This window comes from Pseudomonas sp. TH21 (genome assembly GCF_016651025.1).
Classification (GTDB): domain Bacteria; phylum Pseudomonadota; class Gammaproteobacteria; order Pseudomonadales; family Pseudomonadaceae; genus Aquipseudomonas; species Aquipseudomonas aylmerensis.
This window is the reverse complement of record NZ_JAEKEQ010000001.1, coordinates 5,240,034-5,257,323: the sequence shown is the minus strand read 5'-3', so window position 1 is coordinate 5,257,323 and position 17,290 is coordinate 5,240,034. Positions and strand designations below refer to the sequence as shown.

The following is a 17,290-nucleotide window of genomic DNA, read 5'->3' as shown; positions in this document are numbered from 1 at the left end:
TGAGCGCTCAGAGAATCACTTCGCTATTACGCTCGGACTGCTTCAAAAAAGCCGCCAACTCCCGGGCCTGCAAGGGTTTGCTGTAGTGATAGCCCTGACCTTCATGGCAGCCTTCGGAGATGATGTAGGCCTCCTGCTCGGCGGTTTCCACGCCTTCGGCGATCACTTGCATGCCCAGGCTTTTGCCCAACTGGATGATGGCCCGCACGATGGTGGCGTCATCGTCATCGTCCAGCAGGTCCTGGACGAAGCTCTTGTCGATCTTGATTTTGTCCAGCGGCAGGCTCTTGAGGTAGCTCAGGGATGAATAGCCGGTGCCGAAGTCATCAATCGCAATCAACGCCCCGGAACGGCGCAGGCTCAGCAAGTGCTGGGCGGCAGTGCTGATATCTTCCATCAGGCCGGTCTCGGTGACTTCCAGTTCCAGGCTGCGCGGCGGCAGGCGGTAGATCTGCATCAGGTTGTTGACCACCCGTGGCAGCTCGGCGTGGTGCAACTGCACGGTGGACAGGTTGACCGCCATGCGCAGGCCGACAAAGCCCAGGTCGTGCCATTCGCGCAGCTGGCGGCAGGCCTGGTCCAGCACCCATTCACCAATCGGGATGATGGTGCCGTTCTGCTCCGCCAGCGGGATAAACAGGTCGGGCGGGACCAGGCCGTGTTCCGGGTGTTGCCAGCGGAGCAGTGCTTCCACGCCGACCACGCGGTGGTCGCGGTAGCTGATCTGCGGCTGGTACACCAGGTGAAACTGGTCGCGACTGAGGGCGTCGCGCAGGTCTTTCTCCAGCTCGCGGCGGCGGCGCATTTCACTGTCGACGCTGGCGATATAGAACTGATAGCGGTTGCGCGAACGGCTCTTGGCCAGGGTCATGGTCTGTTCGGCTTTCTGCAGTAACTTCTCGGTGCTGTCGCCATCTTCTGGGAACAACGTGATACCAATGGTGGCGCGCAGGCGGATTTCCTCGTGATCGAGGGCGAATTCCGCCTCCAGGTCATCGAGGATACTTTGCGCCAGCTCCGCGGCTTCGTAGGGCTGGTCGATATCGGCCTGCACCAGGGCGAACTGGTCGCCACCCAGTCGAGCCAGGGCGCCGAGTCGGCCGCTGTGGGCGCGCAGGCGGTCAGCCAGGGCCAGCAGCAATTTGTCGCCGGCCTGATAGGTGAACTGTTCGTTGATGCTTTTGAAGTCATCGAGGCCCACGCATAACACCGCCACGCGGCGTTGGCGACGACCGGCGTCGATCAGGATTTTGTCCAGTTGCTCCTGCAGTTTCTGGCGATTCGGCAGGCCGGTGAGGAAGTCGTACTGGGCCATGCGCAGCAGGCTGCTTTCCGCTTCATGGCGCAGGTGGGTATTGCGTTCGATGGATTCGAGCAATTGGTTGGCGGTATTGATCCACAGCCCCAGTTCGTTGCGCTCATGGCCCTTGAGCTGCGGGATCTTGTGCTCGCTGGGCCGGTCGGGGTTGATCGAGGTCAGGTGTTCGATAATCCGCGACAACGGCTTGGTCAGCAGCCAGTGATAGACCAGGTACAGCACCAGGCCCATGGCCAGGGCGCGCAGCACCCCGGAAATGAAGATGATCACCGAATTGACGATAAACCCCTGGCCATAGGTGGCGGTGTCGAGGGTGATACTGAGGTCGCCGTAATACTCGCTGTAGGGGCCTTTGCCGACCAGGGGCGTGGTGAAGGTGCGTTCCTGGCCCAGGATCAGGTCGGTCAGCCAGCGGCTGGGGGCGTGCTGCAGGGCGCGGCTCTTTTCGGCCAGCATGGTTTCGTTGGGGTGGCCGATGGACGCCATGCGCACCGCGTCGTCCTGGAACAGCCCCTCGATGACCTGCATGCCCATCTCGCGGTCCAGGCTGTAGACGGCCTGCGTCGAGGGGTCGCGAAACATGTCGAGGATGCGCTGGGCATCGCCGGCCACGGCCTGGCGCGTCTTGTAGGCATCGAAAACGATCTGCGCCACGCTCAGCGCCACGCCCACGATCAATGCCGACAGCAGCACAACCCGTAGCAACTTCACCGACAAGCTGTTCTTGAGTTCCAGCTTCAAAGGGTCATTCCTTGTTCCATGCGGGTGGCCTCAATATGCCATGAGTATTGGCAATCCCGTGAGGGCAGTCAAAGGGACATTGCGGCTGACGGTACTTTGCGGCGTTAGGGGAGCCTGGGGCGGGGGATGTTGGCGGGTGCGAGGGGAAATGGAAGGCGGTCAATCAGGCGAGTGACGGGGACGGGGAGGGGCTGCGTTTTTCGCCTCCCTGGAATCCCAGGGAAGCGAGTGCTGCGGCCTTTACCCGGCTGGTACCTGGTTTGGGTTGTCTTTTTGGGCGTCTGTCATGGATTGAGCCAGCGACGAGACTGAGTTCATTGCCATTCCCACGGCTTTCGTACCCAGGTCTATTGCCATCGGGGCTACGGTTGCGATTAGTGGGGCCGCCAATGCTGCTGCACCTGCTCCTGCGATTGCCATGATTACACTCTCCAACATCAATCAAGAGGGACATTCCTCCTGCCGCCTGGGTGGTCATTGCGTGTCGTTGAGTTCCATGGGGCTTTGCCTGCCCTTGCGCTTGAACCAACGGCCACAAAAAAGCCCGGCACAGGGCCGGGCTTTTTCTACTGCAAGGGTTGCTTAGGCAGTGAAGGTCTTGCCTTCGAACTGCTCAGCCACGAACTTCCAGTTGACCAGGTTCCAGAACGCTTCCACATACTTCGGACGCACGTTGCGGTAGTCGATGTAGTAGGCGTGTTCCCAGACGTCGCAGGTCAGCAGCGGGGTGTCGCCGTTGGTCAGCGGGTTGCCGGCGCCGATGGTGCTGGCCAGGGCCAGGGAACCGTCAGCCTTTTTCACCAGCCAGCCCCAACCGGAACCGAAGGTGCCGACGGACGTCTTGGTGAACTCTTCCTTGAACTTGTCGAACGAACCGAAGGCTGCGTTGATGGCTTCAGCCAGTGCGCCGGTCGGTTGGCCACCGGCGTTTGGCGCCAGGCAGTTCCAGTAGAAGGTGTGGTTCCAGACCTGAGCGGCGTTGTTGAAGATGCCGCCCGAAGAGGATTTGACGATCTCTTCCAGGGTCTTGCCTTCGAACTCGGTGCCAGGCACCAGGTTGTTCAGGTTCACGACATAGGTGTTGTGGTGCTTGTCGTGGTGGTATTCCAAGGTTTCCTTGGAGATGTGCGGCTGCAGGGCATCGTGTGCGTAGGGCAGCGGCGGCAATTCGAAAGCCATGATGATTCTCCTAATCAGGTCAGTTGCGGTGAGCGCAAGGCCGATCACGGGCGGCCAAACAAGCGCCGGGGAGTTTGTACTCTTTGCGGCGCAGGGTCCGGATCATAGCACCGGGGGTGCGGCAAAACCACGCAACAACTGTGTGGGATAGAGGTTCCAGAGCGTTTTGGAATATTCCTCAAGCGCTGATCAATTGGTAGGCCACGCTGAACATCATCACCGCTACCAACAGGTCCAGCAGACGCCACGTCGCCGGGCGTGCCAGCCAGGGCGCCAACCAGGCCGCGCCGAGTGCCAGCGTGGCGAACCACAGGAATGAAGCACTGGCGGCGCCGGCCACGTAGGCGCCCGGTTCGGTTTGTTGAGCGCCCAATGAGCCGATCAGCAGCACCGTGTCCAGGTACACGTGGGGGTTGAGCAATGTCACGGCCAGGGCGCTGAGCAATACCGCGCGTAACGAGCGCATCTTGACGTGATTGCCTTGCTCCAGGCTTTGCCTGGAAAACGCCCGACGCAGCGCCAATGTGCCGTACCACAACAGGAATGCCGCGCCGCCCCAGCGGGCGATGGCCAGCAGCAGCGGGTTTTGCGCGAGCACCGTGGCCAGGCCGAAGACACCGGCCGCAACCAGGATGGCATCGCACACGATGCAGAGCGCTGCCACGGGCAGGTGATGTTCGCGGCGCAGGCTTTGCGCGAGGACAAAGGCGTTCTGCGTCCCGATCGCCATGATCAGGCCGAGCGCCACCAACAGGCCATTCAGATAGCTTTGCCACATACGCTTTACTCCGCGTCCGTCGCCAACTGGCGCAGTACATTCATGGCGCGCTCGGCATCCGCGCGGCCGACAAACAGGTGATCGTGGTAGTAGCCGGCAATCACGTTGCAACTGATCCCGGCCTTGCCCAGGGCGCTGGCAAACGCGGCGGTCAGGCCCACGGCTTCGAGCGCCGAGTGCACATTCAAGGTGATCCATGCCGCCACATAGTCGAAGGCCAATCCAGCCGTTTCGGCCTGCTGGCGTTCCAGGATCAGCGTCAGGCCTTCCTGCTCGCGGAAGCTGCCAATCACCTCGCAACCCGCCGGGATGCGGTGATCGGGCAGGGTGCAGAACACGTAGTCACCCTCGTTCAGGTGCGGGCTCATGCTGCGCAACAGTGTTGCCAGGGCGGTTTCGCCGGCCATGGGAGGTTTCCTTATAAAGAGAGAAGCGATGCTGGCTATTCTCATGGCGCAGGCTGTATAAGAAAAACCAATATTGCTGATCGCTCATTAGAGAAACTGATGTTCGACTATAAATTGCTCTCCGCCCTGGCGGCGGTGGTGGAACAGGCCGGCTTCGAGCGCGGCGCGCAAGTGCTGGGGCTCTCGCAGTCGGCGATTTCCCAGCGGATCAAATTGCTTGAGGCACGCATCGGCCAGCCGGTGCTGGTACGGGCCACGCCGCCGACGCCCACGGATGTCGGGCGGCGGCTGCTCAACCATGTGCAGCAGGTGCGGCTGCTTGAGCGCGATCTGCAGAGCCAGGTGCCGGCGCTGGACGAGGAGGGCATGCCCGAACGTCTGCGTATCGCGCTGAACGCCGACAGCCTGGCCACCTGGTGGGCCGAGGCGGTCAGCGGGTTTTGTGCCGAGCAGCACTTGTTGCTGGACCTGGTGGTGGAAGACCAGACCGTCGGCCTCAAGCGCATGCGGGCCGGCGAAGTGGCCGCCTGCATCTGCGCCAGCGAGCGCCCGGTGGCCGGTGCGCGCAGCCTGTTGCTCGGTGCCATGCGCTATCGGGCGTTGGCCAGCCCGGCATTTATTGCGCGGCATTTTCCTACGGGCGTACGCGCCGACCAGTTGGCGCGCACGCCCGCGCTGGTGTTTGGCCCGGATGATTTTTTGCAGCATCGCTACCTGGCGTCCCTCGGTGTGGACGGCGGTTTCGAACACCATTTATGCCCGTCGTCCGAAGGCTTTATCCGCCTCACTGAAGCCGGGCTTGGCTGGGGCCTGGTGCCGGAATTGCAGGTGCGCGACCAGTTGGAACGGGGCGTGCTGGTGGAGTTGTTGCCAGATAAGCCCATTGATGTGCCGTTGTACTGGCATCATTGGCGCAGTGGCGGGCAGCTGTTGGGCCTGCTGACTGACCATCTGGCCCAGGCATGTGGGCAATGGTTGGTGCCCTATCAGCAGTAGCTGGCGTCAAGTTGCAAGCTGCAAGAGAAAAGCTTGCAGATCGTATTTAATTTGCAACTGATAGCTTGAAGCTTGCAGTTGCATCCGTAGGAGGCTCCATGAAAGTTCTGGTCACCGGCGCAAGCGGCTTCATCGGCGGGCGCTTTGCGCGTTTCGCCCTGGAGCAGGGCCTGGACGTGCGGGTCAACGGGCGACGCGCCGAGGGTGTGGAACACCTGGTCAGGCGCGGCGCCGAGTTTATCCAGGGTGATTTGAATGATGCCGACCTGGTGCGCGACCTGTGCCGCGATGTCGAAGCCGTGGTGCATTGCGCCGGCGCCGTCGGGCTGTGGGGCAAATATCAGGATTTTCACCAGGGCAATGTGCTGGTCACGGAAAACGTGGTCGAGGCGTGCCTCAAGCAACAGGTCGGGCGCCTGGTGCACCTGTCCTCGCCGTCGATCTACTTCGATGGGCGCGACCATCTCGGGCTGACCGAAGAGCAGGTGCCCAAGCGCTTCAAGCATCCGTATGCCGCGACCAAATACCTGGCGGAGCAAAAAGTCTTCGGTGCCCAGGAGTTCGGCCTCGAAGTCATCGCGCTGCGCCCGCGTTTTGTGACCGGCGCCGGCGACATGAGCATTTTCCCGCGCCTGCTGAAAATGCAGCGCAAGAACCGCCTGGCCATCGTCGGCGACGGCCTCAACAAGGTCGATTTCACCAGCGTACACAACCTCAACGAAGCGCTGCTTGGCAGTTTGCTCGCGCCCGGTTCGGCGTTGGGCAGGGCCTACAACATCAGCAACGGCGCTCCGGTGCCGGTGTGGGATGTGGTGAATTACGTCATGCGCCAAATGCAGTTGCCCCAAGTGACGCGTTATCGCTCCTACGGCCTGTCCTACAGCGTCGCCGCGCTCAATGAAGCCTTCTGCGCGATGTGGCCGGGTCGACCGGAACCGGCGTTGTCGCGCTTGGGCATGCAGGTCATGAACAAAGATTTCACCCTCGACATCAGCCGCGCCAGGCATTATCTGGACTACGAGCCCAAGGTCAGCCTGTGGACTGCCCTCGACGAGTTCTGCAGTTGGTGGAAGGCCCAGGAACCGGGGTTGAAGTAAGCTCACAACCAGCAACACATCGGGAACCGAATTCGTGGTTCCGGGTCGATCAGTGCGGCGGGCCTGCGGTTTATACTCCCCACGCTCGGCTCCCCCGCTAGCCACCTCACCGATTCAGGGTTGATTCATGCGCAACGATGCCAACGACGACTTCGACAACGTTCCCAGCCTGCGGGCCGATCACGGGGATGACGATGATTTCGAACCGACTCCCGCCACCTCGGTGCGTTCGCGCAACACGCCCGTGGTCAAGGTCAAGAGCGCCAGCACCGGCCCGTTGTGGGCATTGATCGGCGCCCTGCTGATCGCCTTCGCCGGCCTGGCGTGGTGGAGCTTCCAGCAGATCTCATTGATGGGCCAGCAACTGGTCGCCACCCAGGAAAGCTTTGCGCGCATCAGCGAAGAAGCGGCAGGGCGGCTGCAGGATATTTCCGGCAAGGTCGTGGCCAGCGAGGCCAGCGTGAACAACGGCAGCGAAGCGCTCAAATTGCAGATCAAGCAGCTGGAAACCCAGTTGCTGGAGCAGGGCAAGCAGCAAGTGGGCGTGGCCGGCCAGGCCACCGAGCTGGACAAACGCCTGGCACAGATGACCGCGAGCACCACCGACCTGTCCAACGCCAACACCCGGCTGCAAGGCCAGGTGCAAGCGCTGACCGATGCCGTGGCGACGCTCAAGGCGGCGCAGGGCGATACCGGCAAGCGTGATGCCGAAATCAAGGAGCTCGCTGCGGACGTCGCGGCGCTGAAAAAGCAGGGCAACCCGAGCGCCGCCATCGCGCGTATCGAGCAGGACCTGGTGGTGCTCAAGAGTGCCCAGGACAATCAGCCGGCCAACAGCGATGCGCCGACCAATAAAGAGTTCGACGTGTTCCGCATCCAGACCACGCGCAACATCACCACCCTGCAGAGCCAGGTGCAGAACCTGAACCAGCGCCTCAACGCGCCGGCGACTGCCACACCGCTGGGCCAGTAGACGCCACCAGGGCTGGTCGGTTGTGAAGCGGTTATAACTGTAGGAACGGGCGTGCCAGCGATGGCGGTGCATCAGGGACCCGCCACCCTGCAGGCAATCCGGTTTCCACCGTCCATGCTTGGGCTGATGGCTACTTCCGTGAATGTCACCACTTGGTGACATTTCCCTTCCCCTTCGTTACTTGCCCGTCCTTCACCCTTGTTTAGACTCCGGTCATCCCACAAAAAACAATAAGGGCCACCCATGACCACGCAACCACTGCCTGCCAGCAGTTGGCTGAATGCACCTGCCCATCACGCCTGGCTTGCCGCAGAAGGCCAGCGCCTGCTGACATTCGCCAAGGCCTCTCGCCTGCCCGAGGGTTTTGGCAACCTGGACGACAACGGCCAACTGCCGGCCAACGCCCACGCCGAAACAATGAACACCGCGCGCATGACCCACAGCTTCGCCATGGCCCATGCCCAGGGCCTGCCGGGCTATGCCGAACTCGTCGAGCACGGTGTTGCGGCCCTGAGCGGCCCGCTGCGCGACAGCGAGCACGGTGGCTGGTTCGCAGCGCCCGGTGCCCTCGATGGCAACCGTGGCAAGGCCGCCTACCTGCATGCGTTTGTCGCCCTGGCCGCCAGCTCGGCGGTGGTGGCCGGTGCTCCGGGTGCACAGACCTTGTTGAACGACGCGATCCACATCATCGAGCAGTTTTTCTGGAGCGAAGAAGAGGGCGTGATGCTCGAGTCCTTCGCCCAGGACTGGAGCGGTGTCGAAGCCTACCGCGGCGCCAACAGCAACATGCACGCCACCGAGGCCTTTCTCGCCCTGGCCGATGTCACCGGCGACACCCGCTGGCTCGACCGCGCCTTGCGTATCGTCGAGCGGGTAATCCACACCCACGCCGCCGGTAACCAGTTCATGGTCATCGAGCATTTCGACGCGCATTGGCAACCGTTGCTCGGCTACAACGAAGACAACCCCGCCGATGGCTTCCGCCCCTACGGCATCACTCCCGGCCATGGTTTTGAATGGGCGCGGCTGGTGCTGCACCTGGAAGCTGCACGCCTGTTGGCCGAGCTGGCCACGCCGGACTGGCTGGTGAGCGATGCCAGGGGGCTGTTCGCCAGCGCCTGCGAATATGCCTGGGCCGTGGATGGCGCGCCGGGCATCGTCTACACCCTGGACTGGAACCTGCGCCCGGTGGTGCGCGAACGCCTGCACTGGACCCACGCCGAAGCCAGCGCGGCCGCCCAGGCCTTGCTCAAGCGCACGGGCGAACTGCATTACGAAATCTGGTACCGACGTTTCTGGGAATTTTGCGAAACCCACTTCATCGACCGTGTCCACGGCAGTTGGCACCACGAACTCAACCCGCATAACCAACCCAGCAGCACGATCTGGGGTGGCAAGCCGGACCTGTACCATGCCTGGCAAGCGGTATTGCTGCCTGCGCTGCCGTTGGCGCCAAGCATGGCCAGTGCCATCGGGGCTGGGCGCTATGTCACCAAGTGGTGACATTTGTCCATCCCTTTGTTACCTGCGTTTAAAACATCCATGTTTAAACTCCGTGCAGCGCAAGCTCTAGACTTGCATGCATAACAACAAGAAAAGGTACTCAGATGAACGCGATTAATCGCCTCGCCGTAGCTATTTCCGTTGCCTCGTTGTTTCCCCTCAGTGCTTTTGCCGCCGACTCGAAAGGGACGGTTGAAGTTGTGCATTGGTGGACCTCGGGCGGTGAGAAAGCGGCTGTAGATGTCCTGAAGGCCCAAGTCGAGAAAGACGGTTTCACCTGGAAAGACGGTGCCGTTGCAGGTGGCGGTGGCGCCACGGCCATGACCGTGCTGAAAAGCCGCGCGGTTGCCGGCAACCCGCCAGGCGTCGCCCAGATCAAAGGTCCGGACATCCAGGAATGGGCCTCCACCGGTCTGCTCGACACCGACGTGCTCAAAGACGTCGCCAAAGAAGAGAAGTGGGACTCGCTGCTCGACAAGAAAGTCTCCGATACCGTGAAGTACGAAGGTGACTACGTCGCCGTCCCGGTCAACATCCACCGCGTGAACTGGCTGTGGATCAACCCGGAAGTCTTCAAGAAAGCCGGTATCACCAAAAACCCGACCACCCTCGAAGAATTCTATGCCGCTGGCGACAAGCTGAAGAAAGCCGGCTTCATTCCGCTCGCCCACGGTGGCCAACCGTGGCAGGACAGCACCGTGTTCGAAGCGGTAGTCCTGTCGGTGATGGGCGCCGATGGCTACAAGAAAGCCCTGGTTGACCTCGACAACGGCGCCCTGACCGGCCCGGAAATGGTCAAGGCCCTGACCGAGCTGAAGAAAGTCGCGACCTACATGGACGTCGACGGCAAAGGCCAGGACTGGAACCTGGAGGCGGGCAAGGTCATCAACGGCAAGGCCGGCATGCAGATCATGGGTGACTGGGCCAAGTCCGAATGGACCGCGGCCAAGAAAGTCGCCGGCAAGGACTATGAGTGCGTAGCCTTCCCAGGCACCGACAAGGCCTTCACCTACAACATCGACTCCCTGGCGGTGTTCAAGCAGAAAGACAAAGGCACTGCTGCCGGCCAGCAGGACATCGCCAAAGTCGTGCTGGGTGAAAACTTCCAGAAAGTCTTCAGCATCAACAAGGGCTCGATCCCTGTTCGTACCGACATGCTCAATGAAATGGACAAGCTCGGCTTCGACTCCTGCGCCCAGACCGCTGCCAAGGACTTCCTGGCAGACGCCAAGACCGGCGGCCTGCAGCCAAGCATGGCGCACAACATGGCCACTACCCTGGCCGTGCAAGGCGCGTTCTTTGATGTCGTGACCAACTACATCAACGACCCGAAAGCCGACCCGGCCGACACCGCCAAGAAGTTGGGTGCTGCGATCAAGTCAGCCAAGTAACGCCTGGGAGCGGTTTTGTGGGAGTCGGGCTTGCCCGCGATGCAGGCAACTCGGTGTATCGGTTACACCGAAGTGATGCTATCGCAGGCAAGCCAGCTCCCACACAAACCGCGCTCGACAAGAGACTCACCCTGTAGTCCTTTTTCCCTGTATTGGATTTCCCCATGAGTTCTGTTGCTGTGTTCAGCAAAGCCTCGCCGTTCGATGCACTGCAGCGCTGGCTACCCAAACTGGTGCTGGCGCCCAGCATGTTCATCGTGCTGGTGGGCTTCTACGGCTACATCCTGTGGACGTTTGTACTCTCGTTCACCAATTCCACGTTCCTGCCGAGCTACAAATGGGCGGGCCTTGCGCAATACGCGCGGTTGTTCGACAACGACCGCTGGTGGGTAGCGAGCAAGAACCTGGCTGTTTTCGGCGGGATGTTTATCGGCATCACCCTGGTGATCGGCGTGACCCTGGCGATTTTCCTCGACCAGAAGATCCGTCGCGAAGGCTTTATCCGCACCATCTACCTGTACCCGATGGCGCTCTCGATGATCGTCACCGGTACCGCCTGGAAATGGCTGCTCAACCCGGGCATGGGCCTGGACAAACTCCTGCGTGACTGGGGCTGGGAAGGCTTCCGCCTGGACTGGCTGATCGACCCGGACCGCGTGGTCTATTGCCTGGTCATCGCGGCCGTGTGGCAAGCCTCCGGCTTCATCATGGCGATGTTCCTCGCCGGCCTGCGCGGCGTTGATCAATCGATCATCCGTGCCGCGCAGATCGACGGCGCGAGCCTGCCGCGCATCTACTGGAGCGTGGTGCTGCCCAGCCTGCGTCCGGTGTTCTTCAGTGCGGTGATGATCCTGGCGCACATTGCGATCAAGAGCTTCGACCTGGTGGCGGCCATGACGGCCGGCGGCCCGGGCTACTCGTCCGACCTGCCGGCGATGTTCATGTACTCGTTCACCTTCAGCCGCGGCCAGATGGGCATGGGCTCGGCCAGTGCAATCCTGATGCTCGGTGCGATCCTCGCGATCATCGTGCCTTACCTCTACTCCGAGCTGAGGACCAAGCGTAATGACTAGTCTCGCTTCCAAACCTGCCATCAGCCTGAGCCGCATCGCGATCTACGCGGTGCTGATCTTCGCCGTGCTGCTGTACCTGGTACCGCTGGTGGTGATGCTGCTGACCAGCTTCAAGACCCCGGAAGACATCAGCACCGGCAACCTGCTGAGCTGGCCGACCGTGGTCACCGGCATCGGCTGGGTCAAGGCCTGGGCCACGGTGGACGGTTACTTCTGGAACTCGATCAAGATCACCGTGCCTGCCGTGCTGATCTCCACCGCCATCGGAGCGTTGAACGGCTACGTGCTGTCCTTCTGGCGCTTCAAGGGTTCGCAGCTGTTCTTCGGCCTGCTGTTGTTCGGCTGCTTCCTGCCGTTCCAGACCGTGCTGCTGCCGGCGTCGTTCACCCTCGGCAAGATGGGCCTGGCCAGCACTACCACCGGCCTGGTGTTTGTCCACGTGGTCTACGGATTGGCGTTTACTACACTGTTTTTCCGTAACTACTACGTGAGCATTCCGGATGCGTTGATCAAGGCCGCACGCCTGGATGGTGCAGGATTCTTCACCATCTTCCGTCAGATCATTCTGCCGATGTCGACCCCGATCATCATGGTCTGCCTGATCTGGCAGTTCACCCAGATCTGGAACGACTTCCTGTTCGGTGTGGTGTTCTCCAGCGGCGACTCCCAGCCCATCACGGTGGCGCTGAACAACCTGGTCAACACCAGCACCGGGGCCAAGGAATATAACGTGGATATGGCGGCGGCGATGATCGCCGGGCTGCCGACCCTGCTGGTCTATGTGATCGCAGGCAAGTATTTCGTGCGCGGCCTCACGGCCGGCGCGGTCAAGGGGTAATCATGGCTACGCTTGAACTTCGCAATGTAAACAAGACCTATGGCGCCGGCCTGCCCGACACCTTGAAGAACATCGAACTGTCGATCAAGGAAGGCGAATTCCTGATCCTGGTCGGCCCTTCGGGTTGCGGCAAATCCACGCTGATGAACTGCATCGCCGGCCTTGAGACCATCACCGGCGGCGCGATCATGATCGGCGACCAGGACGTGAGTGGCATGAGCCCCAAGGATCGCGACATCGCCATGGTGTTCCAGTCCTACGCGCTGTACCCGACCATGAGCGTGCGCGAGAACATCGAGTTCGGCCTGAAAATCCGCAAGATGCCCCAGGCGGATATCGACGCTGAAGTGGCGCGCGTGGCCAAGCTGCTGCAGATCGAACACTTGCTCAACCGCAAGCCGGGCCAACTGTCCGGCGGCCAGCAACAGCGCGTGGCGATGGGCCGTGCCCTGGCGCGTCGGCCGAAGATCTACCTGTTCGACGAACCGCTGTCCAACCTCGACGCCAAGCTGCGCGTCGAGATGCGCACCGAAATGAAACTGATGCACCAGCGCCTCAAGACCACCACGGTCTACGTGACCCACGACCAGATCGAAGCAATGACCCTGGGCGACAAGGTCGCGGTGATGAAGGACGGCATCATCCAGCAGTTCGGCACGCCGAAAGAGATCTACAACAACCCGGCCAACCAGTTCGTGGCGAGCTTCATCGGTTCACCGCCGATGAACTTCGTGCCCCTGCGCCTGCAACGCAAGGACGGTCGCCTGGTAGCCCTGCTCGACAGCGGCCAGGCCCGTTGCGAGCTGGCGCTCAACGTGACGGATGTCGGCCTGGAAGACCGCGACGTGATCCTGGGCTTGCGTCCGGAGCAGATCATGTTGGCGGCGGGCGAGGGCGACGCTGCCTCGAGCATTCGTGCCGAAGTCCAGGTGACCGAGCCGACCGGCCCGGACACCCTGGTGTTCGTGCAGCTCAATGACACCAAGGTCTGCTGCCGCCTGGCGCCCGACGTGGCGCCGCAGGTGGGCGAGACCCTGACCCTGCAATTCGATCCGGCCAAGGTATTGCTGTTCGATGCCAAGACGGGCGAGCGCCTGGGCACTGCTGCTGCGTTGCCAGCACAGGGGCATGCCGACAACGTGGCCCAGTTCAAGGGTCGGTGAAAAATATAAGTTGTTGTTTTTGTTAAAAAAAGTAAACCGCGTTAGATAAAAACAGTTTAATAACAATAAAGACGAGGATGTAGGGATGAAAAAGCAGCACAACAACACTCGGCTGATCTGCCAACTGTCAGCAGCAGCAGCCCTTGTATTGTCCGCCAATGCGATGGCGGCCGATGCATTCAGCGCCGATTCCAAGTGGATGACCGGTGATTGGGGCGGTGAACGTACCAAGCTGATCGAGCAAGGTATCGACATCAAGGCGGATTACGTAGGGGAAGTCGGTGGCAACCTGCACGGTGGCTACAACAACGACAAAACTGCCCGTTACGCTGACCAGTTCGGTCTGGGCGTAGCACTGGATCTGCAAAAGCTGTGGGGCTGGGATAACACCCAGGCCAAGATCCAACTGACCAATCGTAATGGCTACAACATCTCCAATGACCGCATTGGCGATCCGCGTGCCGGCACCTTGAGTTCGTCTCAAGAAGTGTATGGCCGTGGCCACATGGTGCGTCTGACCCAGTTCTGGATCCAGCACCAGATGTTCGACAACAAGCTGGATGTGAAGCTCGGTTACTTCGGTGAAGGCGAAGACTTCAACACCTTCCCATGCGACTTCCAGAACCTGTCGTTCTGTGGCTCCCAGGTCGGTAACTATGTGAACACCTGGTACAACTGGCCCGTCAGCCAGGCTGCGATCCGCGTGAAGTACAACATCACGCCTGAGCTGTATGCGCAAATCGGTGCCTACAACCAGAACCCATCGCAGCTGGACCACGGCAACGGCTTCAAACTCAGCGGCAGCGGCACCAAGGGCACCGTGATTCCGGTGGAATTGGTCTGGTCGCCGAAGGTCAATAACCTGCCGGGCGAATACCGTGTGGGTTACTACAAAAGCGCCGCCGATGCGCCGGATGTCCGTGAAGACATCAATGGCAACGACGCTGCAACCACTGGCCAGCCATACCGTACTCGCAGCAGCAAGAAAGGCTACTGGTTCGTTGCGCAACAGCAACTCACCACCCATAACGGCGACGCCTCCCGTGGCCTGAACATCGCCGCCAACGCGACCTTCCACGACAAGGAAACCAACCTGGTCGATAACTACCAGTCGATCATGCTGGTGTACAAGGGCCCATTCGACGCGCGTCCAAAAGATGACGTCGGCATTGGCGCTGCGCGTCTGCACGTCAACAATGACGTGAAGAAAAACGCCGAGCTGCTGAACGAAGACGGTGGTTTCACCGACTACAGCCAGGCCGGTTACTCGCCACTGCGGACCACCGAGTACAACTACGAAATCAACTACGGCTTCCACGTGACCAACTGGCTGACCGTGCGTCCCAACCTGCAATACGTTGCCCACCCGGGTGGCGTGGACAAAGTCGACAACGCGCTGGTGGCGGGCCTGAAAATCCAGTCTACGTTCTAACGCTGTTGCGATAAGCTCCTTCTCTCTGTGCGCATTTTGCGGGTAGCCATGGCTATCCGCTTTTTTTTGGGAGATGGCACCTGTAGGCGCCGGCAAGCCAGCGCCTACAGGCAAGGGCGCATTTCAGACATGATTTTCAGGACCGTGGCACATGCATGAGCATCCGCTGCAACGTTTTTTCAAATCCCTGCGCGAACGTCCGGTGTTCGCCTGGGAGCGCTTTCAGATGCGCGACGTGTTGGTGATCGACCATCCGCTGTGCCAGGCGGTGTTCAGTCGCCAGGGCGCGCAGCTGTTACATTTTCAGCCGCGCGGCCAGAAGCCCTGGCTGTGGTGCGCGGCCAAGTGGCCGCAAGTCGGTGCCATCCGTGGCGGCGTGCCGGTGTGCTGGCCCTGGTATGGCCGGCATCCCAGTGAGAACGCGTGGCCGTCCCATGGCTGGGCGCGGTTGATCGACTGGAAACTGCTCGACAGCAGCACCGACGACGACGGCGTGCGCCTGCACTGGCAATTGCAGTTGTGCGACTGGCAGGTCGACCTGCACGCGCACCTGGGCGACACCCTGGAACTGCGCCTGAGCACCGAGCATCAGGACGAACTGCCGTGCCAGCTGAGCCATGCTTTGCATGCTTACTGGCGTATTGGTCACGTCGATGAGATAGCGCTGTCTGGGCTCGACGGCGCGCACGGTTACGACCAACTCAATCGCCAGGTGTGCCAGCAGGAAGGCGAGTTGCGCGTGGAGGGCGGATGCCAGCGGGTGTTCCAGCACGAGGGCGAATTGCACCTCAAGGACCATGCCTGGCAGCGCGAACTGTGCATCGACACCGGCGACAGCGCCGACACCGTGGTGTGGCACCCAGGCAGCCGGCCGCTGTTGGGGGTGAGCTTCAACGAGGCGGCGGGGTTCGTGTGTGTGGAGTCGGCAATGGCCGGGGCCAGCCTGGCGCCGGGGGAGCGGGCGCATTTAAGCCTGCAGGCCAGGGCTGGGGCCTGAAGTGAGTGCGGGTGTGTTTGTGGTGAGCTGACTAATTGTGGTGAACAGGTTTTTTAAGGTGAGCGTGCTTGTAGTGGTGAACAGGCTTCTTGTGGTGAGCGGGCTTGTTGTGGTGAGCGGGCTTGCCCCGCGTTGGGGCGCGAAGCGGCCCTGAAACCTGAGAACCTGATCTACCTGAAGGATCGCGGTGGTCTTGCTGGGGCTGCTGCGCAGCCCAACGCGGGGCAAGCCCGCTCGCCACAAGAAGCCCACATGCCACAGCAGTCCCACATGCCACAAGAAGCTCACATGCCACAGCAGTCCCACATGCCACAAGAAGCCCACATGCCACAGCAGTCCCACATGCCACAAGAAGCTCACATGCCATAGCAGTCCCACATGCCACAAGAAGCTCACATGCCACAGCAGTCCCACATGCCACAACAGGCCCGCATGCCACATCAAGCCCACATGCCAAAACAATCCCGCGGGCGCAGGCCTTAGTTGAACTCATCCCCCACCGGATACCGGCTGTCATTCAAGCTCTCTTTGATCTTGCGCAGGTGCGGTTGGAAATCCACCCCGCGACGCAAGGTCATGCCAGTAGCCAGCACATCCAGCACGGTCAACTGAATGATGCGCGACGTCATCGGCATGTAGATGTCGGTGTCTTCCGGCAGGGGAATGTTCAGGCTCACCGTACTGGCCTTGGCCAGGGGCGAGTTCTCGGCCGTCACGCCCAGCACCGAAGCGCCGTTTTCGCGGGCGATACGCGCCACTTCCACCAGCTCGCGGGTGCGCCCGGTGTAGGAAATGATCACGAACAGCTCGCCTGTGTGCGCCACCGAGGCGATCATGCGTTGCATCAGCACGTCGGCATGGGCGGTAACGGCCAGGTTGAAGCGGAAAAACTTGTGCAGCGCATCCATGGCCACCGGCGCCGAAGCGCCCAGGCCGAAGAAGTGGATCTGCCGCGCCTGGATCAACAAATCCACGGCCTTGCTGATCAGGGCCGGGTCCAGCGCCTGGCAGGCGCTGTCCAGGGACGCAATGGCACTGCCAAAGATCTTCTGGGTGTAGGCCTCAGGGTTATCATCGGCCTCCACGGCGCGGCTGACGTAGGCCGCGCCGCTGGCCAGGCTTTGCGCCAGTTGCAATTTAAGTTCAGGGTAACCACTGACGCCGAATGAACGGCAGAAGCGGTTGACCGTCGGTTCACTGACCGAGGCGGCCTGGGCGAGGGCGGCGATCGAGAAGCGGGTGGCCTGCTGCGGGTTGAGCAGGATGACTTCAGCGACTTTACGCTCGGCCTTGTTCAATTCTTCGAGGCGGTTCCGGATCTGTTCCAGAAGATTTCGCACGCGGTCCATTCAGTCTTTCCTTCGGGCGACGATGCAAATAAAGGGTGGCAACCAATCGACGAGT

15 protein-coding genes are annotated in these 17,290 nt (G+C 61.2%); 10 read left to right on the top strand and 5 right to left on the bottom strand.

Annotated elements, in window-relative coordinates:
* Positions 1 to 7 precede the first annotated feature (7 nt).
* From JFU04_RS23225 to JFU04_RS23210, 4 genes are all read right to left on the bottom strand, one after another.
* Complete coding sequence (locus tag JFU04_RS23225; RefSeq protein ID WP_201145778.1) at positions 8 to 2,059, bottom strand: putative bifunctional diguanylate cyclase/phosphodiesterase; 2,052 nt, start codon at positions 2,057 to 2,059, stop codon at positions 8 to 10.
* Between the two features lie 582 nt (positions 2,060 to 2,641).
* Entirely contained in the window at positions 2,642 to 3,238 is a 597-nt protein-coding gene (locus tag JFU04_RS23220) for a superoxide dismutase (protein WP_003175739.1), read from the bottom strand.
* Positions 3,239 to 3,416: 178 nt separating this feature from the next.
* A complete protein-coding gene (locus JFU04_RS23215) occupies positions 3,417 to 4,016 on the bottom strand; it encodes a LysE/ArgO family amino acid transporter (RefSeq protein ID WP_065908966.1) in 600 nt (199 codons plus the stop codon).
* Positions 4,017 to 4,021: 5 nt separating this feature from the next.
* Positions 4,022 to 4,423 carry an ACT domain-containing protein gene (locus tag JFU04_RS23210; protein WP_065908968.1) on the bottom strand — a complete coding sequence of 134 codons (402 nt, stop codon included), beginning with the start codon at positions 4,421 to 4,423 and terminating at the stop codon, positions 4,022 to 4,024.
* Positions 4,424 to 4,522: 99 nt separating this feature from the next.
* On the opposite strand from JFU04_RS23210, the gene JFU04_RS23205 reads away from it, so the two are divergent.
* The 10 genes from JFU04_RS23205 (at position 4,523) to JFU04_RS23160 (ending at position 15,886) form a co-directional block, all read left to right on the top strand.
* A complete protein-coding gene (locus JFU04_RS23205) occupies positions 4,523 to 5,419 on the top strand; it encodes a LysR family transcriptional regulator ArgP (protein WP_106802772.1) in 897 nt (298 codons plus the stop codon).
* 98 nt (positions 5,420 to 5,517) lie between these two features.
* Positions 5,518 to 6,516: an NAD-dependent epimerase/dehydratase family protein gene (locus tag JFU04_RS23200; protein WP_106802773.1), complete on the top strand. Its 999-nt coding sequence runs from the start codon at positions 5,518 to 5,520 to the stop codon at positions 6,514 to 6,516.
* Positions 6,517 to 6,643: 127 nt separating this feature from the next.
* Positions 6,644 to 7,489 carry an ATPase gene (locus tag JFU04_RS23195; RefSeq protein ID WP_201145777.1) on the top strand — a complete coding sequence of 282 codons (846 nt, stop codon included), beginning with the start codon at positions 6,644 to 6,646 and terminating at the stop codon, positions 7,487 to 7,489.
* A gap of 243 nt (positions 7,490 to 7,732) precedes the next feature.
* On the top strand, positions 7,733 to 8,992 hold the full coding sequence (locus JFU04_RS23190) for a D-mannose isomerase (protein WP_201145776.1): 1,260 nt from the start codon (positions 7,733 to 7,735) through the stop codon (positions 8,990 to 8,992).
* A gap of 104 nt (positions 8,993 to 9,096) precedes the next feature.
* Positions 9,097 to 10,383, top strand: a complete 1,287-nt coding sequence (locus JFU04_RS23185; RefSeq protein ID WP_065908985.1) for an ABC transporter substrate-binding protein — start codon at positions 9,097 to 9,099, stop codon at positions 10,381 to 10,383.
* A 164-nt stretch (positions 10,384 to 10,547) separates the two neighbouring features.
* Positions 10,548 to 11,456 (top strand): carbohydrate ABC transporter permease, encoded by a 909-nt coding sequence (locus JFU04_RS23180; RefSeq protein ID WP_017253695.1) that lies wholly within the window; start codon positions 10,548 to 10,550, stop codon positions 11,454 to 11,456.
* Positions 11,449 to 12,294, top strand: coding sequence for a carbohydrate ABC transporter permease (locus JFU04_RS23175; RefSeq protein ID WP_065908987.1), 846 nt, complete (start codon positions 11,449 to 11,451; stop codon positions 12,292 to 12,294). The genes JFU04_RS23180 and JFU04_RS23175 overlap by 8 nt, the downstream gene beginning before the upstream one ends.
* A gap of 2 nt (positions 12,295 to 12,296) precedes the next feature.
* Entirely contained in the window at positions 12,297 to 13,457 is a 1,161-nt protein-coding gene (locus tag JFU04_RS23170) for an ABC transporter ATP-binding protein (RefSeq protein WP_106802778.1), read from the top strand.
* A gap of 85 nt (positions 13,458 to 13,542) precedes the next feature.
* Positions 13,543 to 14,889 (top strand): carbohydrate porin, encoded by a 1,347-nt coding sequence (locus JFU04_RS23165; protein ID WP_106802779.1) that lies wholly within the window; start codon positions 13,543 to 13,545, stop codon positions 14,887 to 14,889.
* Between the two features lie 151 nt (positions 14,890 to 15,040).
* Positions 15,041 to 15,886: a D-hexose-6-phosphate mutarotase gene (locus JFU04_RS23160; protein WP_065909008.1), complete on the top strand. Its 846-nt coding sequence runs from the start codon at positions 15,041 to 15,043 to the stop codon at positions 15,884 to 15,886.
* 479 nt (positions 15,887 to 16,365) lie between these two features.
* Here the strand turns inward: JFU04_RS23160 and JFU04_RS23155 are convergent, their stop codons facing one another.
* The gene (locus JFU04_RS23155) at positions 16,366 to 17,226 is read right to left on the bottom strand and encodes a MurR/RpiR family transcriptional regulator (RefSeq protein ID WP_169856377.1); all 861 of its coding nucleotides are present in this window, start codon (positions 17,224 to 17,226) and stop codon (positions 16,366 to 16,368) included.
* Between the last annotated feature and the right edge of the window lie 64 nt (positions 17,227 to 17,290).